This is a genomic window from Nocardioides astragali (assembly GCF_024436375.1).
Lineage (GTDB): Bacteria > Actinomycetota > Actinomycetes > Propionibacteriales > Nocardioidaceae > Nocardioides > Nocardioides astragali.
The window spans coordinates 392462-413246 of the sequence record NZ_JAFMZM010000006.1 but is presented as its reverse complement, the minus strand read 5'-3'; the positions used below and the strand labels follow the sequence as shown (position 1 = coordinate 413246).

Sequence of the window (20785 nt, the reverse complement as noted above, 5' to 3'; positions counted from 1 at the left end):
GGGAGGCCGACGAATCGTCGGCCTCCCTCTCTTTTGCCAACTTTCCGACCCTAGGATGCGATCCATGAGACTCGTCCTGCGAGGCATCACCAAACGCTTCGGCAGCGTGGTGGCCAACGACTCCATCTCCCTCACGGTCGAGCCCGGTGAGATCCACTGCCTGCTCGGTGAGAACGGTGCCGGCAAGTCGACCCTCATGAACGTGCTCTACGGCCTCTACAAGGCCGACGAGGGCGAGATCGAGCTCGACGGCGAGGTCCAGCACTTCACCGGGCCCGGAGACGCGATGGCGGCCGGGATCGGCATGGTCCACCAGCACTTCATGCTCATCCCCGTCTTCACGGTCTCCGAGAACGTGATGCTCGGCAACGAGTCCACCGGCTTCGGCGGCACGCTCGACGTCGACGAGGCCCGCAAGCGCGTCCTCGAGATCTCCGAGCGGTTCGGCTTCCACGTCAACCCCGACGCGCTGGTCGAGGACCTTCCGGTCGGTGTCCAGCAGCGCGTGGAGATCATCAAGGCCCTCTCGCGCGACGCCGAGCTCCTCGTCTTCGACGAGCCGACCGCGGTCCTGACGCCCCAGGAGACCGACGAGCTGATGGAGATCATGCGCCAGCTCAAGGAGGCGGGGAAGGCCATCGTCTTCATCACCCACAAGCTCCGCGAGGTCCGCGAGGTCGCCGACCGGATCACCGTCATCCGGCTGGGCAAGGTCGTCGGCGAGGCCGAGCCCACCGCGACCAACGCCGAGCTGGCGTCGATGATGGTCGGCCGCCCGGTCGAGCTCGTCGTCCACAAGGACGAGCCGACCCTCGGCGACGACGCGCTGGTCGTCAAGGACCTCCGCGTGGTCGACCTCGCGGGGAACCGCCAGGTCGACGGCCTCAGCTTCACCATCCGCGCGGGCGAGGTTCTCTGCGTCGCCGGCGTGCAGGGCAACGGCCAGACCGAGCTCACCGAGGCCATCCTCGGCCTGCAGGACGACGTCAGCGGCTCGATCAGCCTCGACGGCGTCGAGCTGGTCGGCAGGTCGACCCGCCAGATCCTCGACGCGGGGGTCGGGTTCATCCCCGAGGACCGCCAGGTCGACGGTCTCGTGCCCGGTTTCACGATCGCCGAGAACCTCATGCTCAACCGCAGCTTCAAGTCACCGTTCGTGAAGAACGGCAGCCTGCGGATCGGCGCGCTGCGCGCGTTCGCCGACAAGACGCTCAAGGCGTACGACGTCCGCGCCCGCGACATCGACACCCTCGCCGGCAACCTCTCCGGCGGCAACCAGCAGAAGGTCGTGGTCGCCCGGGAGCTCTCGCGTGACCTGCGCCTGCTCGTCGCGGCGCAGCCCACCCGCGGTGTCGACGTCGGCTCCATCGAGTTCATCCACAAGCAGATCGTCGCGGCCCGCGACGGCGGCATCCCGGTCCTGGTGGTCTCCACCGAGCTCGACGAGGTCGTCGCCCTGGCCGACCGCATCATGGTGCTCTACCGCGGCCGCATCGTGGGCGTAGTGGCGGCCGACACCCCCCGCGAGACCCTCGGTCTCATGATGACCGGCGAACGCCCGCAGGACCTGAAGGACGTGGTCGCATGAACACCGACGCGAAGCCGGCGACGGAGCCCGTCAAGGAGCCGGACGCTCCCCAGGACCGCGACGCGGAGGCGAAGTCCCGCTCGCTGCTGAGGGACATCACCTCCGGGGACGCGCTCGCCGGAGTGCTCGCGGTGCTGCTCGCCGTCTTCGTCGGGTCGGTGATGATCGCCGCGACCGACGAGGCGGTGCGCGAAACCGCCAGCTACATCACGGCCCGGCCCTCGGACTTCGTCACCGCATTGTGGGAGTCCATCTCCGGCGCCTACAGCGCGATGTTCCGCGGTGCGGTCTTCAACTACAACCTCACCGAGCCCGCCCAGCAGTGGCGCCCGCTCACCGAGACGCTGAAGTTCGCCGGCCCACTGATCGCCGGCGGCCTGGGCGTCGGCCTCGCCTTCCGCGCGGGCCTGTTCAACATCGGTGGCCGCGGCCAGATGCTGATGGCCGGCGCCGCAGGAGGCTGGGTCGGCTACCAGCTCGACCTGCCGATGATCATCCACCTGCCGCTCGCCATCCTGGTCGGCATGGCGGCCGGAGCCATCTGGGGCGGCATCGCCGGCCTCCTCAAGGCCCGCACCGGCGCGCACGAGGTGATCGTCACGATCATGCTCAACTACGTCGCCTACTACCTCCTCTTCTACGCCCTCTCGCGGCAGTTCCTCCTCCAGGCGCCCGGCTCCGCGAACCCGAAGTCGCTCCCGATGAAGGACACCGCCATCCTGCCCAAGGTGCTCGGCGACCAGTTCAACCTGCACCTCGGGTTCGTGCTGGCGCTCGTCGCGGTCGCGGTCGCGTGGTGGCTGCTCAACCGCTCGACCCTCGGCTACCGTATCCGGGCGGTCGGCGAGAACCCGCACGCCGCGCGTGCGTCGGGCATCGACGTCGGCAGGACCTACACGGTCGTCATGATGATCGCCGGCTCGCTGCTGGGCTTGGCGGGCATCAACCAGGTGCTCGGCACGGTGACCAGCGGCATCTCGCTCGACCTCGACGCCTCCATCGGCTTCGACGCGATCACGGTGGCGCTGCTCGGTCGCTCCAGGCCCCTCGGGATCCTGGCCGCCGGGATGCTGTTCGGCGCCCTCAAGGCCGGCGGCTTCACCATGCAGACCTCCGAGAACATCTCGGTCGACCTGGTGCTGGTGGTCCAGTCGCTGATCGTCCTCTTCCTCGCCGCACCTCCCCTGGTGCGCGCGATCTTCCGGCTCCCCGCCCAGGAGGCCAAGTGAGCACCGCGACCGTCCCCCCTGCCGCCGAGAGCGGTGGGCTGGCCCCCGACCCCGTCGTGACTCCCACGAGGTCGGCCGGCACCAAGAAGCTGCCGATCATCCTGGGCGTGATGACCGCGTTCCTGGCCGCCATCATGCTGGGCTCGGCGCACTCGGGCGAGACCACGTTCCAGCTGTCCGCCGAGACCGACTTCGTCACCCTGCCCGACATCACGGTGCCGTCGATGGTCACCGGGTGGGTCATGGCGCTGGTCTGTGCCGCGCTCGCTGCCGAGGCCGTACGTCGCATGCTCGCGCACGTGCGCCAGCCGGCGTGGCTGCCGATCGCCTTCGCCGTCGCCTGGATGGTCGGCTTCCTGAGCTGGGCGGCGGCCGACGACCGGATCCGGCTGGTCAGCCTGCTCGGCGGTGCGGTCGCCCTCGCGATCCCGCTCGTCTTCGGCGCGCTGGGCGGCGTGCTCGGCGAGCGTGCCGGTGTCGTCAACATCGCCATCGAGGGCCAGCTCCTCTTCGGCGCGTTCGCGGCGGCGATCACCGCCTCGCTCACGGGCTCCCCGTGGCCCGGCCTGCTGGCCGCGATGGTGGCCGGAGCGCTCATCGCGCTGGTCCTGGGCCTGTTCGCCATCACGTACTTCGTCGACCAGGTCATCGTCGGCGTGGTGCTCAACGTGCTGGTGATCGGCCTGACGAACTTCCTGTTCCGGCAGGTGCTGACGCCCAACGCCGACACGCTCAACTCCCCCGACCGGCTGCGTGCGGTCCCGATCCCGGTCCTGGGTGACATCCCGCTGATCGGCCCGATCCTGTTCCGCCAGACCCCGCTCGTCTACGTGCTCTACGCCGTCGTCGTGCTGGTGACGTACGCGCTCTACCGCACCCGCTGGGGCCTTCGGGTCCGCGCGGTCGGCGAGCACCCGAAGGCGGCCGACACGGTCGGCATCAAGGTCAACCGCACCCGCTACAACACGATCCTGCTCGCGGGTGCGATCGCGGGGCTGGGCGGCGCCTACTTCAGCCTCGTGTCCGTCGCGGGCTTCAACCGCGAGATGACCGGGGGCGCGGGCTTCATCGCCCTGGCCGCCGTCATCTTCGGCAAGTGGGACCCGATCCGCGCCACCCTCGCCGCGCTGCTCTTCGGCTTCGCGTCGAACCTGCAAGGTGTGCTGTCGGCGATCGGCTCCAACGTCCCGAGCCAGTTCATGCTGATGCTCCCCTACCTCGTCACCATCTTCGCCGTGGCGGGACTGGTCGGCCGGTCCCGGCCACCCGCGGCAGACGGGATCCCCTACCGGAAGCAGTAGCGGGCCTCACACATCAGAACAGCCCGGCGCTGCGGCGCCGGGCTGTTCTGTATCCAGGGAGCGAAGCTGCCTGGGTGCTGATCTGGTGTGAGTAGAGCAGTGGCGGGGTGACGCACCCAGATCGCGGCTTCGACGAAACTGAGTCAGGTCCGAAACCCATCTCAGCCGCGCGCTCCCACTTTCCTCGGGAAGTCTGTCGCGCTGCGAGACTTGCCTTGCCCACTCCCGTACTGGGCAGCCAGCGAGGCGACCCACGAGTCCCAGTGAGAAGTTCTACGAAGGACGGAAGCAGGTGTGGCCGATGGAGCAACTGCCGCGGTTCGCGGCGTGGCGCTTCGTGGACGCAGTCGAGGGCTTCGAGGTCGTCTACACCGCGCCTGGCGAGCTTCGAGGACACACGTCGGCAGTTGAGGACGGCAAGCCGTACGCCGTCCACTACGCCATTCATTTCGACGAAGAATGGCGCACCCGCGAGGTCCTCGTCAGCACCGACACCGTTGCCGGGGCGCTCGGTGTGAAGCTGGCGTCGAACGGGGCAGGCAGATGGACCGTGAACGACCAACCGAGACCTGACCTTGACGGTCTGATGGACATCGACCTCGAGGCGTCGGCGTGCACCAACACCTTCCCGGTGCACCGACTTCCCCTTGCTGTCGGTGAGACAGTCAGAGCACCGGCGGTGTACGTCCAGGCGCTCGACCTGGCCGTACGACGGCTCGAGCAGACCTACCGCCGGCTCGACGCCGACCGATTCCACTACACGTCAGAAGGTGGGTTCGTGGCCGTGCTGCGTTACGACGAGAGCGGGCTGATCGTCGACTACCCGGGGATCGCTGTGCGCTTCGCCTGACTGCGCCCCGGACACCCGCATCTTGGCCGACATGCGCACGTCGCGGCAGCGAGGGCGAGCGTCGTGGGCGAGTAGGCCATGGGCGTGCATGTCGTGCCATCCGTCGAGATGTAAGGCCTGCGAGCGCTTCGTTCCCTCTGGAACGAAGCCAGCTTTGGTGGCGACGCGACAAGACGCCGCGTTACTGGTCGAGTGGTCCAGTTCCAGACGGTGGAAGCCGACCTCGTCAAAGGCCCAGTCCGCAATGGCGCCAAGGGCACGTGGCGACGCCCCGACCGCGGGCCTCCGGGAGAACCCAGTACGAAACTTCGGCGCGAGCCTCGTCCAGGGCGAGGCTGCCGATCGCGATCCGGCCCAGCAACGATCCAGCCCGGGCGATCGCCCAGCCGCCCCCGCGCTCCTGCTCCCAGCGGTCCAGCTCGTACGCAACCCATGACTGGGCTCGTTCAAAGACATGGATCGGGAGTGCCAGCGGTGGATGTCCGGGTCCTCGTGGGCCCGAACCAGCGAGGGAGCGTCTGCGTGCTCCCAAGGGCGCAGCGTCAGCCCTGCCGCGGACAGTCGCGGCTGCGGCCGCTGAGACAGGTGGCCGGGCGGCAGCACCGGTTCCGACGTAGTTCCGGGCTGCGTCACGGAAGCACGGTAGCGCCGACCATCAGGTGTCAGGGCCATGCCCAGTTCGCCGCGCGAGACTCGCCGGTCATGTCCCACAAGACCTGTCCGCAAGGCATCACCGGTACTGGGTGGCTGCGCGGCGACATGGTGGCGCAAGGCGGGTCTCGGCGTGCGTATGGTGTGGCACGTGCCCGACAACGTCCTGTGGATCGTCACGGACGATCAGATGCGGTCGACGCTGAGGTCGATGGACCGCACCTGGAGACGGCTGGTGCGCAAGGGGGTGCACTTCCGGCGGGGATACAGCGCGATGCCGTTGTGCGGTCCGGCGCGCGCCTCGATCCTGACGAGTCGCTACCCCCACAACCACGGGTGCGACACCAACATGACCCATCAGCCCTTCGTGGCTCAGGGGCATGACCGGGACACGGCGGCGACCAGGATGAAGGAGGCCGGCTACGACACCGGCTACTTCGGGAAGTACATGAACGGACTCGCCGAGCAGCCGGCGTACGTCGCCCCCGGTTGGGATCGCTGGGTGACGTTGCTCGACGGCATGATCGACAACCCCAGGGTGAACGTCGACGGCACGGTTCGGAGAGTCGCCTCGCAGCGGGAGTTCGACCGCGTCGCCGCCCGGCGGCTGCGCCGCTTCATCCGCCGCCACCAGGACGACGGTCCGTGGTTCGCTGTGTATTCGCCGACAGCGCCCCACGGTCCCTACACGCCGAGCGCCGAGCACGCCGATGACTTCGACGGGGTTCCCTGGGATCCACCGGCGTTCAACGAAGCCGACATGAGCGACAAGCCCACGTGGCTGCGAGCCCTCCCGCCGCAGGACCGTCGCCGGATGCGGCAGATCTACGAGGGCAAGCTGGAGGAGCTGCAGGACGTCGACGACCAGATCGGCAGGGTGTTGGACGTCCTGCGCCGGACCGGCCAGCTCAAGAGGACGTGGATCTTCTTCGTTTCCGACAACGGCTACCTGCTGGGCGAGCACCGGCTGCTCTCCAAGTCACAGCCATACGAGGAGGCGGCGGGCATCCCGTTCGTCGTGCGCGGGCCGGGTGTCGAGCCGCGCGCCGTCGATGCGCTGGTCTCGCAGGTCGACCTGATGCCCACCACGCTCGAGATCGCCGATCTTGACCCGGACACCGGGCGCGAGCTCGATGGCCGATCCATGCTCGAGCCGCTCCGGTCCGGCGACTGGTCCTCCTGGCGACGCCGCCTGATCATCGAGAACACGAACCTCGACTGGTCGCTGCTCCGGGAGGGATCTCACGCCTACCTCGAGCACCACGGCACTGGGGAGTGGGAGCTCTACGACCTAGAGCGCGACCCCCACCAGCTCGCGAGCCTGCGCGACGCCGACGTCTCCGACTGGGCAAGGAGGACCGGCCAGCTCTCGGGCACTCAGGGCCTCGCCCTGCGCAGACTCGAGCAGTAGCAGCGAGCCGACGTCGCCAAACACTACGGCGGCGACAAGACCGCCTCGGTCGCGACGGCGGATTGACGCACAGACCGCCGGCAAATCCGGACGTTCGGTGTGCCTACGACCACGCCCGTCCGTCGTGGCGACGGAACGGGGGGCCGACTACGGGTCAGCCGAGGTCGATGTGTCCGCGGTACACGTAGGTCACCGTGTCGCCGATGATGTCCTTGAAGTCGAGCCGTCCGGTCGCTCCCTCGAAGCCGCCCGTCCCGGAGCCTGCCACGATCGGGTGCTGGCAGCGTCCGTGGATCTCGACGGTGAAGTCCGCCTCGTACTTGCCCTGGAACCGGTAGTTGGTCGTGAACGTTCCCGGCGCACCACCGTTCAGCGACCCGACGAACATCTCATGACCGGTCTCGATCCAGCCTCCGGACGGCGTCTGCTTGGCGTCCACCACCCCGGTGTACAGGCAGCCCTCCAGCGACCCGGTCAGCCGCAGCCCCGGATAGCTCGTGAACCCTGCGGGCGGCGAGTCGCACACGGTCGAGTCATAGCCCGCGTCACCATCGATCTGCGTCGTCCCGGTCGCGCTCGCCGGGGCCATCAGTCCTGTCCCTAGCAGCCCGCCCATCAGCATGCCGAACATCGCCAGTCGTCGAATCTTCGTGCGCATGATTCCTCCAACAGCCGGGGGGCAACTGGAGCGACGCGGTTCGCCGTACCTGACCGAGCGACCTCCTCGGCACTCTGCCGGACAACCCGGCCAGTGCCTACCCGGGCTAGTCCGCGTGTAAAAGCGGCGTCCAACCAGAGGGGTCCGCATCCGCGCCCTGTCATCGGTGCGGGCTCAGGCGGCGGAGTGACGCATCCCAGGTCGCGGTGCGACCAACGATGTACCTTGCGGCGAACGAGGCCGTCGTCGAACAGCGACGCGCCCACCGAGCCAGTGGCGCGGGCGGGCAGCCTTTCTGAGACGGGGGACCCGGATCAGCTGCGCTTACTTGCCGCGCCACCGGGGTCCGGGGTAGCGCCATCAGTGTGGCTACGTCATCACCAAAGCACGACGATTGAGGATCCGCAAGGCCGAGCGCCGAAACCGATCCTTGATCAACTCTCTCGGAGGAGCCCCGAGCCACATCACAGAAGCTGGAACGGCGGATAGTCCCCTGCCCCGGATAGTCGGCCGGCGCCCGGAGCATGAGTTGAGTCCTATGACGACGTGCCTAATGCCACCACCAGCGGCCGACGACGACTGCGACTTCACGGTGGCAGCCGCACAACCGAGCGCGTCGGCGATCTGCGCCTCGCTCAGATCCTCGTGGTAGCGCAGCACGATCACTGCTCGCTGCCGGTCGGGCAGCGCGCCCGCCGACGGCTCGACACCAGGGTGTTGGCCAGCATGCGGCGCACGTACGCCTTCCGCGGCCAATCCACGTACGCGTTGGTGCGGCGATCCGGTTCGTCCCGCGCCCCTCAGCGTGCCGTGAGTTTCCCTGGGACGCGTCCGTGACGTTCGCCCCTCGCTGGGAGGACACGGACCCTAAAGGACCGCGCCGCGGGGCGAGACTTCCACCGCCGCAACACCCCTTGCGTACAGCACCAAGAGCCGATCGCCGTGCCTACAGCGAAGCACGCCGGAATCCTGCGAAAGCGTGATGACGACGTGGTCGATGACTTCGCTTTCACTTCCCGAGTTGCGGTCGTCGTACGTGACATCCAGGCTGTCACCGCTGATGAGTCGGACACGAAGCACAAGCCCTTCCATGTCTCGCACACTAGACGCGCGCAACGCCGGCCCGCCATGAATCTCCGGTCAAGGCACGGTGCCTTCGGAGACAAGGGTTCGGTTGACAGGCTGACGCAAAACTCCAAGCCGACAGGCGGCGGAAGACGGGCTGATCGCGGAGTGATCGGACGCGCCGCAACGTCCGACTAGTCTTCGATCCCCAGCAGGGGCAGCCTGTTCCGGGCTCAACGCTTCCGGATGCTGTAGGCGCCGACTCGCGGCGGACGGCCCCACCTACGGCCCGCTCTCCGAGGAGTAGACACGACCAGTCGGCGTCGTCGTGACGATCGCAACCGGCGGCCCATTGCCCTCGCCGATGGGTGAGGCGCGCCAGCCCGGGAGCGACTTGGCGAGATTGCAGGCCTGGCAGAGACCTTGCGCGTTGGCGAGAGCGGTGCGTCCTCCCTTGGAGCGGTCGCGCACGTGGTCGATCTGGGCGACCGGCGCGTCGCACCAAGGCGTGCGGCACGTGGGATGGACCAGAGCCACGAGCTGGGCAACACCTGCAGGGAAGCGGCGCTGCCGCGACTCTGCGGCCACGAGATGCTCGGTGGTCGGCCGGGTGAAGAGTCGGCGGACCCACCGGCCCTGCTCGGGAGCGGCTTGGAGGATGCGGGACGCGACCGCTGCCGGGATGGGCCCGACGGACCCCGCTCCGGGCGCGGAGAGCTCAGCGACGCCCTCGCCGGAGCCGAGGAGAGCGTCGGCATCCAGGACGAGGTTCACGCACACGGGCACGGCCTCGGCGCTCTCCTGACCGGTGGACGCGGGCGACGAGGACGTCTGCCATCACCTGCCCGCGTGTGCGCTGGTCGCCAGCACTGCGAGCCGAGTCGGCCTCGGCCTTGAGCGCGGCATAGGCCGCCACCCCTTGGGCGACGGGCAGGAGAGTGGTCAGCTGGGCCATGCAGTCGGGCGCAGGACGGAGCGAGACGTAGCGATCGTCAACCGCACGGGCGGAGCGGTCGACCACGGCCTGCGGGTCGAGCCGGTAGGCGACCCGACGCGCGGCCGCGACGAGGGCGCGAGTGCCCATCCGGCCGAGCTCGGCAGCGGCCTCCGGCGTCCCGGCGAGCTCGCGGTCTACGGCACTGCGGTCCTCGCGCGTCAGGCATGCGGTCTCCTTGACCAGCAGGGTGGCGCGCCACTCGCTGAGCGCGCCGGAGCGCAGCGCGGCGAGCGTGTGCGGCATTTCACGCACCAGCGCCTTGCCGAGGCCGAGCAGCTTGCCGCCGGCGTGCGGCGACTCGCGTCGCGCCAGGGCAACCTCGTGGGAGACGCCACGACCCTGCTCGCAGGCAGGCACGCCGCGCGCTGCCTCCGTCATGCGACGCGAGGCGTCCAGCTCGGCCGCCAGGAGCGCCTGGGCAGCGGATGCGGCGGCCTTGATGTCCTCGAGAGCCGAGAGGCGGTTGACCCGCTCCGCGTCGGCCAGTGGCACACCCAGAGCCAGCCCCGTCTGCGACGATCCCAGCACGCGCGCGAGCAGGGCGAGCGACGGCCCGTCGGGCTGCTCGAGGGGGCCCTCGAAGGCCGCGACTTCCGGCCCCACCCACTGCGTCGTCATGCCTCCATTCCAGCAGACGCCACCGACACCGAACCCCCGTCATTACGCGTGGATCCACAGCCTGGATAACAATTTTCGAACGTATGTCCTAGGTCGCCCAGCCCGGGTGGCCACCCTGAAGATCGTCGTGGAAATCGCCCGTTGGGTACGTCGCATTCGTGGAACGAGGGCTTCGCACATCTCATGCCGCCCCGCTTGCTCAACCACGAACAGGTCGCCCGTTGGAAGAGAGAGCTCGAAGCGGCACCGCTGATGACCGCCTGCGTGGCGTCGTGGCGTGGGTCGTCGGCTCATGGATCGCGCCCTCGGCGATCTGCACGGAGGGGGCTACCAGGAGGCCATCCGCCGTTCCCTGATCGCCCGTTCCGACGCGAACATGGGCTGACCACACATCGGCGAGCCGGCCGATGGCGGCTCAGCGCCGCGTCCCAGAGCGGGCCGCCGCCACCACTCGAGCAGCGGCACCTGTTGTACTGGGGCGACTGGGCGGGCCTTGGGAGGCGCCCAGCCGTTCAGTCGATCAACGCGCGGAGGGTGCTGATGAACGCCGAACATCTCGATCCTGCCCAGGCGAGCGCCGGTCTCGGTGACGCGACGATCGCCGAGAGCAGCCAGCGCTACGCCTCCCTCTTCACCTACCACCCCCACGCGGCCTACTCGGTGGATCGGCGCGGCTACTACACCGATGCCAATCCCCGAGCGCTCGAGATGACGGGCCTGAGCCTGCAGCAGATGAGGGAGACGCACTTCTCCCAGGTCATCCATCCCGAGGACCTGCACATCATCCAGGGGGCCTTCGACGGCGCCATGACCGGAGAGACCCAGCTGGTCGAGGCGCGCGTGCTGCGCGACGACGGCGAGGTCATCGACATCCGCTGCACCGCGATCCCGGTCGTCGTCGGAGGCGAGGTCGTCGGCGTGCACGGGATCGCCGAGGACGTCACCGCCGCCAAGCAGGTGGTGCGCCAGCTCGAGGAGGCCAACGCTGCCAAGACGCTGTTCCTGGCCACCGTGAGCCACGAGATCCGTACGCCCCTGGCCGTGCTAGTCGGCGCCACCGATCTCCTGATGGATGCCGAGCTGGAGCCCGAGCCCGCGCACTACGCGGACATGGTGCATCGCTCCAGCCAGCGGCTGATGGGCCTCGTGGACGACATCCTGGAGTTCTCCGGGCTCGAGGCGCACCAGACCGTGCTGCATCCGCGACCGTTCGAGCCGCGCTCCGTCGTCGACGAGGTCGCCGAGTGGGCAGTCCCGCTGGCCGAGAGCCGCAACCTCACCATCTCGTTCGTCGTCGACGAGTCCGTCCCGGCGACCGCGGTGGGTGATCCTCGGAGGGTCACCCAGGTCGTGACGAACCTGGTGCAGAACGCGATCACCTACACCGAGTCGGGCTCGATCGACGTACGCGTCAGGTCCAGGGCCGCCGCGCGCACGCCGGACGACGACGCGTGGGGGACGGGCAGCTGGGTCGAGTTCGCGGTCGCCGACACCGGCGTGGGGATCGCGGAGGACCACGCGCAGGCCCTGTTCGACCCGTTCATCCAGGCGGACCCCCGCCCGGCCATCGAGCACCGTGGCGTCGGACTCGGGCTGGCGATCTGCCGCGAGCTGGTCGACCTGATGGGCGGGCAGCTCCGGGTCCTCTCCACGGTCGGGGAGGGGAGCACCTTCGTCTTCGGCCTCCCACTCGGAGACGTCGCGGATGACAGCGACGTGCGAGCGAGGACGTCCTCAGCCGGCTGAGAGCGCCGTCACCGCTGCCTCGGCCAGCACCCTGGAGGCGATGCACGTCGCGGCCTCGTCGATGCGGAGGTTGCCCTGGTGGAGGTCGTACGTCGGCCCGCCGGGGGTCCGCGTGCCGAGCCGAGCCATCGCCCCCGGGACGGAGTCGAGGTACCAGCCGAAGTCCTCGCCGCCGAGGCTCTGGGTGGTCGTCACGTGCCCCTGCTGGCCGAGCACGTTCTCCAGGGCGATGCCGAGCAGCCTGGTCGAGACCGCGTGGTTGACCACCGGCGGCACCCCGCGCTGGTAGGTGACCTCGGCAGTGACGCTGTAGGGGGCGACGATCGACGTGATCAGCTGGCGGATGAGGTGCTCGGCGTCGGCCCACGCGACCGCGTCGAGCATCCGGACGGTGCCGGCGACGACCCCGCCGTGCGGGATCACGTTGTGGGCGGAACCTGCGCGCACCATCCCCCACACCACACTGACGCCGGCGCGCGGGTCGAGTCGGCGGCTGAGGATCGCGGGCAGCTCGGTGATCACCTTGCCGAGCGCGAAGGTGAGGTCCTCGGTCAGGTGGGGGCGTGAGGTGTGGCCGCCCTTGCCGATGAGCCGGACGGTGAGCGCGTCGGCAGCACCCGTCAGCGGCCCCTCGCGCAGCCCGATCCGACCGACGTCGAGGCTCGGGTCGCAGTGCAGGCCGAAGACGTGGCTGACCTCCTCGAGCGCGCCTGCGGAGATCAGGTGGAGCGCCCCGCCGGGCATGACCTCCTCCGCGGGCTGGAACAGCAGCCGTACGCGACCGAGCAGCAGCCCGCGCGCGGCGACCTCGGCCAGCGCGAGGCCGGCACCGACGAGCCCCGCGGTGTGGACGTCGTGCCCGCAGGCGTGGGCGACACCGGGGACGGTGCTCCGCCACGGGTCGGAGATCAGGTCGTCGACCGGGAGGGCGTCGAGGTCGGCCCGCAGCGCGACGAGCGGCCCTTCGTGCCCGATCTCGGCCAGCACTCCCCCGCCGTCGGGCCGCGTGGTCGTCCAGCCCGCCGCCTCGAGCGCGGTGACGACCGCGTCGGACGTGCGGGTCTCGGCCCAGCTCAGCTCGGGGTGCGCGTGGAGGTCCCGGCGGAGCGCGACGATGTCGTCGGCGTACTTGTCGACGACGTCTTCGATGACGGAGGTGGTGGGGGTGACGGAGCGTGAGGCAGATGGCATGACCGGCCCAGTCTAGATCGGCTGGCCGTCGTAGGCGGCGAGCAACCGATCCGCGGCCAGTGGTGCCGGCAGCTCGCCCGCCAGCACCGCCCGTCGTACGTCGTCGCGCACGGCCGCCACGCCGGCCGAGGACCGCAGCCGCTGGGCGAGCTCGTCGCGCACCAGTGCCCAGGTGAACTCGAGCTGCTGCTCGGCGCGCTTGCGTGCCAGCCCGTCCTCGCCGAGGTGCTCACGGTGGGCCTCGACGCGGTGCCAGACGTCGTCCACGCCGACCCCGGTGAGTCCCGAGCAGGTCACGACCGGCGGTGCCCACTCCGCATGGCCGCGCACCAGCCGCAGCGCCCCGGCGAGCTCCCGGGCGGCGACGCGGGCCTCGCCCTCGTGCTCCGCCCCGCCGGACGAGTCGGCCTTGTTGACCGCGACCACGTCGGCGATCTCGAGGATGCCCTTCTTGATGCCCTGGAGCTGGTCGCCGGTGCGGGCGAGGGTGAGGAAGAGGAAGGTGTCGACCATCCCGGCGACGGTCACCTCGGACTGCCCGACGCCCACCGTCTCGACCAGCACGACGTCGTGGCCGGCCGCCTCGAGCACGAGCATCGCCTGAGTGGTGGCCCGGGCGACCCCGCCGAGCGTGCCGGCCGACGGCGAGGGCCGGATGAAGGCCCGCGGGTCGACCGCGAGCGCGGCCATCCGGGTCTTGTCGCCCAGCACGGAGCCGCCGGTGCGCACCGAGGACGGGTCGACGGCGAGCACTCCGACGCGGTGCCCGGCCGCGGTGAGCCGGGTGCCGAGGCTCTCGATGAACGTGGACTTGCCGACGCCGGGGACACCCGAGATGCCGACCCGCGTCGCCAACGGCCTCGAGGCCGCTCGGGCGCGCTCGGCCAGCTCCGTCAGCAGCTCGCGCGCGGCGACCCGGTGCTCGGCGCGGGACGACTCGACCAGCGTGATCGCTCGCGAGACGTCCGCGCGCCGGCCCGCGAGGACGCCCTCGACCAGCGCCGGGACGTCCACCTGCCGGGCCGGGCGGGCCATCAGGCGCAGCCCATCACTGCGAGCGCAGCCGGGCCAGCAGGTCGAGCGCGGACTCGGCGATCACGGTGCCCGGCAGGAACACCGCGGCCGCGCCCATCTCCTTGAGGGTCGCCACGTCGTCGGGCGGGATCACGCCGCCGATCACGATCATGATGTCCGGTCGCCCCTGGTCGGCCAGTGCCTGCCTGAGCGCCGGCAGCAGCGTGAGGTGGCCGGCGGCGAGCGACGAGACCCCCACGATGTGCACGTCGGCGTCGACCGCCTGCTGGGCGACCTCCTCGGGCGTGGAGAACAGCGGCCCCACGTCGACGTCGAAGCCGAGGTCGGCGAAGGCGGTGACCACGACCTTCTGCCCGCGGTCGTGGCCGTCCTGGCCCATCTTGGCCACCAGGATGCGCGGGCGGCGGCCCTCCTCGGCCTCGAACTCCTCGGTCGCCTCGAGGACTGCGGCCACGGCGCTGCCCTCGGCGGCCCCTGCCTCGTCGCGGTACACGCCGCTGATCGTACGGATCACCGCCTGGTGGCGGCCGTAGACCTTCTCCAGCGCGTCGGAGATCTCGCCGACCGTGGCCTTGGCGCGGGCCGCGTCGACCGCCAGCGCGAGGAGGTTGCCCTCCAGCGAGCCGCCGCCCACCGGACCGCGCTCGGCCGAGGCGGTGAGAGCGTCGAGCGCACGGCGTACGTCGTCGTCGTCGCGCTCGGCGCGCAGCCGCTCCAGCTTGGCGACCTGCTGCCGGTAGACGTCGTCGTTGTCGACCCTCAGCACGTCGAGCTTGTCCTCGGCGGCCAGGCGGAAGGTGTTGACGCCGATCACCTTCTGGGTGCCGGAGTCGATCCGCGCCTGGGTGCGGGCGGCGGCCTCCTCGATGCGCATCTTGGGGATGCCCTGCTCGATCGCCGCGGCCATGCCGCCGGCACGCTCGGCCTCGAGGATGTGGGCCCACGCGCGCTCGGCGAGGTCGTGGGTGAGCTTCTCGACGTAGTAGGACCCGGCCCAGGGGTCGATGATCTCGGTGGTGCCGCTCTCCTGCTGCAGCAGCAGCTGGGTGTTGCGGGCGATCCGGGCCGAGAAGTCGGTCGGCAGGGCGATCGCCTCGTCGAGGGCGTTGGTGTGCAGCGACTGGGTGTGGCCCTGCGTGGCGGCCATCGCCTCGATGCAGGTGCGACCGACGTTGTTGAAGACGTCCTGCGCGGTCAGCGACCAGCCCGAGGTCTGGCTGTGGGTGCGCAGCGAGCGCGACTTCGGGTTCTGCGGGTCGAAGTCGTCGACCAGCCGCGCCCACAGCGCCCGGGCCGCGCGCATCTTGGCGACCTCCATGAAGAAGTTCATGCCGATCGCCCAGAAGAAGGACAGCCGCGGGGCGAACTGGTCGATCGTCATGCCGGTCCCGAGGCCGGCGCGGATGTACTCCACGCCGTCGGCCAGCGTGTAGGCGAGCTCCAGGTCGGCCGTCGCTCCGGCCTCCTGGATGTGGTAGCCGGAGATCGAGATGGAGTTGAAGCGCGGCATCTTCTGCGAGGTGAAGGCGAAGATGTCGCTGATGATCCGCATGCTCGGCGCCGGCGGGTAGATGTAGGTGTTGCGGACCATGAACTCCTTGAGGATGTCGTTCTGGATGGTCCCCGCGAGCTGCTCCGGCTTCACCCCCTGCTCCTCGGCCGCCGCGATGTAGAGCGCGAGCACCGGCAGCACGGCGCCGTTCATGGTCATCGAGACCGACATCTCGTCGAGCGGGATGCCGTCGAAGAGGGTGCGGGTGTCGTAGATCGAGTCGATCGCCACGCCCGCCATGCCGACGTCGCCGCGCACGCGCGGGTGGTCGGAGTCGTAGCCGCGGTGGGTGGCGAGGTCGAAGGCGACGCTCAGGCCCTTCTGCCCCGCGGCGAGGTTGCGGCGGTAGAAGGCGTTGGACTCCTCGGCGGTGGAGAAGCCGGCGTACTGCCGGATCGTCCACGGCTGGGTGGTGTACATCGTCGGGTAGGGCCCGCGCAGGAACGGCGCGATCCCCGGCCACGTGTCGAGCGCGTCGAGGCCCTCGAGGTGCTCGGGGCCGTAGACCGGGAGGATGTCGATGCCCTCGGGGCTGGTCCAGGGCTCGCCACCCCCTCCACCGGTCGAGGACTGCGGCCCGCCGCTGGTCGACGAAGGACGAAGTCCTGTCACGAGACCACCGGCCAGAGGCACGTCGGCGAAGCTCTTCGGGATCGTCATCGGGACAGCTCCTCTCGGACCCGCGCCAGGAAGGCGAGGGCATCGACCCCGACCGAGCAGGAGTCATCGACGTCGGTCACGGTCCGCTCCCCCGGCTTCCCCGCCAGCACGACGTACGACGCTCCTGCCGCACGCAGCGCGGCGACCAGGTCGGCGCCCCACTCGGCGTACGCCGCGTCGGTGCCGGCCAGGCAGACCACCGGCTGGCCCCCTCGCTCGGACCGGTAGACCGCCGTCACCGCCTCGACGCCGTCGGTGGCACCGGCCACCTCGACCGCGACCCCGCCGGCGGCGAACAGGTTGGTGGCGAAGGTGGCTCGCGCGGTGTGCGCCGCGATCGGGCCCATGGTCGCGAGGAACACCGGCCGCGCGGCCGGCTCGTCGCGCATGGCCTCGTACGCCCAGCCGTAGTGGCGGGCATGGCGGGAGGGAGCAGGCGGACGCTCAGGCAGCGTCTCGTCGAGGTTCGGGAACTCCGAAACACCCGTCAGCGGCCGGGACCGGTCGGCGACCTGGGCGTCGCGCGCCGCGGCCACCTCCTCCACGCGCTGCTTGACCCCAGCGCGGGCGGCGTCCGACAGCGCGCCGCCGTCGGCCTCGATCCGGCCCAGCTCGGCCCACCCCGCCGCAGCGAGGTCGTCGGTGAGCTTCTCGACCGCGTAGGAGCCGCCGGCCGGGTCGGTGACCGCGGCGACGTGCGACTCCTCGATCAACAGCGACGAGGTGTTGCGGGCGATCCGGCGGCCGAAGGCGTCCGGCATGCCGAGGCGCTCGTCGAAAGGGACGACCGTGACCGCGTCAGCGCCGCCGACCCCGGCCGCGAAGGCAGCGATCGTGCCGCGCAGCATGTTGACCCACGGGTCGACCTTGCCCATCATGGCGCGGCTGGTGACCACGTGCTGGCGCTGCGGGACGTCGCTCGCTCCGCTGGCCTCGAGCACTCGGGCCCAGAGCCGGCGCGCTGCACGCAGCTTGGCGATCGTGGGGAACTGCTCGTCCGAGGCGGCGTAGCGGAACTCGACCAGCGTGGCCGCCTCGTCGACGGAGAAGCCGGCCTCGGTCAGCACCCGGAGGTAGTGCACGCCCACGGCCATCGTCCAGCCGATCTCCTGGGCGTCGCTGGCTCCCATGTCGTGCAGTGCGGTGCCGTCCACGACGGCGCCGAGCACGCCGAGCGACTGTGCGCGGCGCACGGTGGCCACGAAGGCGTCGGCGACCCTCGAGCCGTCGTCAGCGACCCGCTCACCGAACATCAGCGCAGTGGCCGGGTCGGAGGAGAGGTTGTTGCCCGGGTGCGGCTGGTCGGGAGTGTCCTCCAACAGGCGTGCCAAAGCCTCGGACTGCTCGGCGTCCGGGCGCTCGAGGCTGACCGGCGCCAGGTCGAGCAGCACCCCACGCAGCGCGACAGCGACGTCTGCGCCGGGCTCGAGGTCGAGGTGGAGCGAGGTCGCACCGTTGTCCAGGTCGACCAGTGCAGCCTCGTTGACCGCCTCCGCGTCGTCGCCGACGAGCGACGTACGCACGTCCCACGCGCCGGCGCGCACCGGGCGCCCGGTGGTGATGAGACCGTCGAGGTCCGACTGCTGCCCGATCGGCGCCACGTCGATGCCGTCGAGGGTGGTGCGCGTCAGTGCCGCCCACACGTCCGAGTCGGGTGCGTCGTCCCGGAGCCGGCGCGCCTTGCGCAGCACCGCCGCGGTCGCGGCCTCCCACGCGGCGGCGTCGTAGGTGTCGCCGTCGCCCACCAGTCGCAGCGAGCCCTCCTCGGGCTGCAGCTCCTCGGGTTCGGCCAGGCCACCTTCGAGGTCACCATCACGGTCGGTCATACGCCGCAGGATAGGACGCGGCCCGCGGCATGGGCAGCCGCGGACCTATGGGATTCGTCTCACCGCGGAACCCGGCGACGACTAGTGTCACGCCCATGTCGATCTGGGGGGAGGGTTGGTACGCCGACCCTCAGGACAAGCACCGGCTCCGCTGGTGGAACGGCTCGGCGTGGACCGAGAACACGCTGGCCCGGACGGACGACCGCCGCGATCTGCCCCGGTGGTGGAGCGGGTTGTCCGTCGGCCTGCAGGTCGCGCTGGCGGCGTGCTTCGTCGCGTCGGCATTCACCTTCTACGTCGACCTCGAGACCTTGGCCTTCGTCGACGAGGCCCGCCTGCGACCCGACACGGTCACGATGGCCGACGCCGAGCGCATCGACCGCCTGACACTCTGGTCGTTGACCGAGACCGTTGCCTACCTCGTCACGGGAGTGCTGTTCATCACCTGGCTCTACACCGTCCACTCCAGCGCACGGATGGACCGCTCGGCGCTGCAGCGCAAGTCCGGCTGGGCGATCGGCGGATGGCTCGTGCCGATCCTCAGCTTCTGGCGTCCGTTCCAGATGGTCACCGACGTGCGCCGCGGGGCCACCGGCCACCAGGACGTCGCGGTCTCGCGCCGCCAGGGCTGGTGGTGGGGCATGTGGCTCGCGGTCCTCGCCTCGTCCGTCTACGTCAACCTTCTCTACAGCCGCAGCGACGCGGCACCCGACGGCATCGAGTACGCCGAGGCGCTGGGCGCCGCCGCGTCGTGGGAGCGCTACTCGTGTGCGGCCAGCATGCTCGCGGCGGTCCTGGCGATCCTCGTGGTCCGCGAGATCCGCGCGCTGGTGCTCGCCGAGCCTGCCGCCGAGGCCTGACCCGCGCCGGTCAGCCGCCTGCGATGTGGTCGACGACCAGCCTCGGCACCAGGTGGTCGTCGTCGCCGGTGGACCACTGAGGGAAGTCGAAGACCGCGACCATGAGCTGCATCGGGTACGTCGGCGGGGCGGGGCACGTGCGTACCTCGACGTCGTCGACGCTGAAGGTCGCCGCCTCCTCGTCCCAGTCCACGGCATAGGTGTGGAGGTCGGTCACGTCGAGGTCCAGCCGCGGGGCTGCGAAGTCCTGGACCAGGGCCGGGTCGCGGAACGCCTTGATGCCCATGCCGACCTCGGCCGAGCCCTCGGCGAGCGCGTTGCCGAAGACCTCCACGACGCAGAGCTCGCCGCACTGCAGCTGCTCGTCGTCGTCCTCGAACCCGGCCAGCCAGAGCGCAGCCATCGAGCGGTGCGAGATCTCCATCGCACAGCGGATCTCGACCCGACCCGACGACGGCAGCCAGCCGTCGAAGCGGGGCTGCTCCTCGCGGACCTGGTGCCCTTCGCGGAACCGCTGCTGACCGCGCGTGCTGCCGACCGGTCCTGACCAGCTGCCCGATTGGATGCCCGAGACCCTCAGCGGCGGGTCGTGGTCCTCGGGGCACCACAGCGGGTGGTCGACCGGGACGTCGAGGACGAGCCGGCCGTCCTCGACCCGATGGCTGGCCCGGGTGGCCTCACGTGAGCTCCACGCCGGCAGGTAGTGCGGCAGCCAGACCGCTCTGTCGAGTCCGTCACCGGTGAAGTCGTCGCGGAACCACGGCACGGCTCACACCTCGGTGCGGCCGTCGTTGTCCTTGGGGCGCAGGCCGATCTTGTTGCCGAGCCACACCAGCGGGTCGTACTTGCGGTCGACCACCCGCTCCTTCATGGGGATGATCGCGTTGTCGGTGATCTTGATGCCCTCCGGGCAGACCTCGGTGCAGCACTTGGTGATGTTGCACAGGCCGAGGCCCGCGGCTCCCTGGGCCAGCTCGCGCCGGTCGTGCGTATCGAGCGGGTGCATGTCCAGCTCGGCGTAGCGCAGGAAGAAGCGGGGTCCCGCGAAGGCCTCCTTGTTGTCCTCGTGGTCGCGCACGACGTGGCACACGTCCTGGCACAGGAAGCACTCGATGCACTTGCGGAACTCCTGGCCGCGCTCCACGTCGATCTGCGCCATCCGCCGCTTGCCGTCGGCGTCGCGAGGACCGAGCTGTACGCCGGGGAGCTGGCGCGCCTTGCGGTAGTTGAACGAGACGTCGGTGACCAGGTCGCGGATCACCGGGAAGGTGCGCATCGGCGTCACCGTGATGGTCTCCTCCGGCTCGAAGTCGGAGAGCCGGGTCATGCACAGCAGGCGCGGCCTGCCGTTGATCTCGGCGCTGCACGAGCCGCACTTGCCCGCCTTGCAGTTCCAGCGGATGGCCAGGTCGCCGGTCTGGGTGGCCTGGAGCCGGTGCAGCGCGTCGAGCACGACCTCGCCCTCCGACACCTCGACGGTGTAGTCGGCGAGGTCGCCGCCGTGCTCGTCGCCGCGCCAGACGCGCATCTTCAGGTCGTATCCCATG

The 20785-nt window shown here is 70.2% G+C and carries 19 protein-coding genes; 7 read left to right on the top strand and 12 right to left on the bottom strand.

Annotated features, from left to right (window positions below; translation table 11 throughout):
* Window positions 1-64: 64 nt before the first annotated feature.
* The 4 genes from J3P44_RS21470 (at window position 65) to J3P44_RS21455 (ending at window position 4968) form a co-directional block, all read left to right on the top strand.
* Window positions 65-1588 carry an ABC transporter ATP-binding protein gene (locus J3P44_RS21470; protein WP_255892517.1) on the top strand — a complete coding sequence of 508 codons (1524 nt, stop codon included), beginning with the start codon at window positions 65-67 and terminating at the stop codon, window positions 1586-1588.
* Complete coding sequence (locus J3P44_RS21465; protein ID WP_255892516.1) at window positions 1585-2817, top strand: ABC transporter permease; 1233 nt, start codon at window positions 1585-1587, stop codon at window positions 2815-2817. Before J3P44_RS21470 ends, J3P44_RS21465 begins: the two co-directional genes overlap by 4 nt.
* Window positions 2814-4118, top strand: a complete 1305-nt coding sequence (locus tag J3P44_RS21460) for an ABC transporter permease (RefSeq protein ID WP_255892515.1) — start codon at window positions 2814-2816, stop codon at window positions 4116-4118. Before J3P44_RS21465 ends, J3P44_RS21460 begins: the two co-directional genes overlap by 4 nt.
* A 301-nt stretch (window positions 4119-4419) precedes the next feature.
* On the top strand, window positions 4420-4968 hold the full coding sequence (locus J3P44_RS21455; RefSeq protein ID WP_255892514.1) for a putative glycolipid-binding domain-containing protein: 549 nt from the start codon (window positions 4420-4422) through the stop codon (window positions 4966-4968).
* 226 nt (window positions 4969-5194) lie between these two features.
* Here the strand turns inward: J3P44_RS21455 and J3P44_RS25850 are convergent, their stop codons facing one another.
* Window positions 5195-5500, bottom strand: coding sequence for a GNAT family N-acetyltransferase (locus J3P44_RS25850; protein WP_372496679.1), 306 nt, complete (start codon window positions 5498-5500; stop codon window positions 5195-5197).
* 270 nt (window positions 5501-5770) lie between these two features.
* Between J3P44_RS25850 and J3P44_RS21450 the strand changes: the two genes are divergently transcribed.
* On the top strand, window positions 5771-7030 hold the full coding sequence (locus J3P44_RS21450) for a sulfatase family protein (protein WP_255892513.1): 1260 nt from the start codon (window positions 5771-5773) through the stop codon (window positions 7028-7030).
* Window positions 7031-7184: 154 nt separating this feature from the next.
* On the opposite strand, the gene J3P44_RS21445 is transcribed toward J3P44_RS21450, so the two are convergent.
* The 5 genes from J3P44_RS21445 to J3P44_RS21425 all read right to left on the bottom strand — a co-directional run bounded on the left by J3P44_RS21445 (window position 7185) and on the right by J3P44_RS21425 (window position 10368).
* A complete protein-coding gene (locus tag J3P44_RS21445; protein ID WP_255892512.1) occupies window positions 7185-7688 on the bottom strand; it encodes a hypothetical protein in 504 nt (167 codons plus the stop codon).
* Window positions 7689-8057: 369 nt separating this feature from the next.
* On the bottom strand, window positions 8058-8348 hold the full coding sequence (locus tag J3P44_RS25650) for a hypothetical protein (RefSeq protein ID WP_308212286.1): 291 nt from the start codon (window positions 8346-8348) through the stop codon (window positions 8058-8060).
* 207 nt (window positions 8349-8555) lie between these two features.
* Window positions 8556-8780: a hypothetical protein gene (locus J3P44_RS21435; RefSeq protein WP_255892511.1), complete on the bottom strand. Its 225-nt coding sequence runs from the start codon at window positions 8778-8780 to the stop codon at window positions 8556-8558.
* 255 nt (window positions 8781-9035) lie between these two features.
* Entirely contained in the window at window positions 9036-9533 is a 498-nt protein-coding gene (locus J3P44_RS25645) for an HNH endonuclease (protein WP_255892510.1), read from the bottom strand.
* Window positions 9472-10368: a 13E12 repeat family protein gene (locus J3P44_RS21425; protein WP_255892509.1), complete on the bottom strand. Its 897-nt coding sequence runs from the start codon at window positions 10366-10368 to the stop codon at window positions 9472-9474. The genes J3P44_RS25645 and J3P44_RS21425 overlap by 62 nt, the downstream gene beginning before the upstream one ends.
* 540 nt (window positions 10369-10908) lie before the next feature.
* On the opposite strand from J3P44_RS21425, the gene J3P44_RS21420 reads away from it, so the two are divergent.
* Entirely contained in the window at window positions 10909-12114 is a 1206-nt protein-coding gene (locus J3P44_RS21420) for a sensor histidine kinase (RefSeq protein WP_255892508.1), read from the top strand.
* Here J3P44_RS21420 and J3P44_RS21415 read toward each other — a convergent pair.
* From J3P44_RS21415 to J3P44_RS21400, 4 genes are read right to left on the bottom strand one after another with little or no spacing between them, the layout of a single operon-like run.
* On the bottom strand, window positions 12103-13305 hold the full coding sequence (locus tag J3P44_RS21415) for an amidohydrolase (RefSeq protein WP_255892507.1): 1203 nt from the start codon (window positions 13303-13305) through the stop codon (window positions 12103-12105). The genes J3P44_RS21420 and J3P44_RS21415 overlap by 12 nt on opposite strands.
* A gap of 12 nt (window positions 13306-13317) precedes the next feature.
* On the bottom strand, window positions 13318-14340 hold the full coding sequence (gene meaB, locus J3P44_RS21410; RefSeq protein ID WP_255892506.1) for a methylmalonyl Co-A mutase-associated GTPase MeaB: 1023 nt from the start codon (window positions 14338-14340) through the stop codon (window positions 13318-13320).
* Window positions 14341-14353: 13 nt separating this feature from the next.
* Window positions 14354-16552 carry a methylmalonyl-CoA mutase gene (gene scpA, locus J3P44_RS21405; protein ID WP_255892505.1) on the bottom strand — a complete coding sequence of 733 codons (2199 nt, stop codon included), beginning with the start codon at window positions 16550-16552 and terminating at the stop codon, window positions 14354-14356.
* Window positions 16549-18378 (bottom strand): methylmalonyl-CoA mutase family protein, encoded by a 1830-nt coding sequence (locus J3P44_RS21400; protein WP_255892504.1) that lies wholly within the window; start codon window positions 18376-18378, stop codon window positions 16549-16551. Before J3P44_RS21400 ends, scpA begins: the two co-directional genes overlap by 4 nt.
* 95 nt (window positions 18379-18473) lie before the next feature.
* On the opposite strand from J3P44_RS21400, the gene J3P44_RS21395 reads away from it, so the two are divergent.
* A complete protein-coding gene (locus J3P44_RS21395) occupies window positions 18474-19238 on the top strand; it encodes a DUF4328 domain-containing protein (protein WP_255892503.1) in 765 nt (254 codons plus the stop codon).
* 10 nt (window positions 19239-19248) lie between these two features.
* On the opposite strand, the gene J3P44_RS21390 is transcribed toward J3P44_RS21395, so the two are convergent.
* Both J3P44_RS21390 and J3P44_RS21385 read right to left on the bottom strand, forming a co-directional pair.
* The gene (locus tag J3P44_RS21390; protein ID WP_255892502.1) at window positions 19249-20004 is read right to left on the bottom strand and encodes a glycoside hydrolase family 16 protein; all 756 of its coding nucleotides are present in this window, start codon (window positions 20002-20004) and stop codon (window positions 19249-19251) included.
* A gap of 3 nt (window positions 20005-20007) precedes the next feature.
* Window positions 20008-20784: a succinate dehydrogenase/fumarate reductase iron-sulfur subunit gene (locus J3P44_RS21385; RefSeq protein ID WP_255892501.1), complete on the bottom strand. Its 777-nt coding sequence runs from the start codon at window positions 20782-20784 to the stop codon at window positions 20008-20010.
* Window position 20785: the final 1 nt, after the last annotated feature.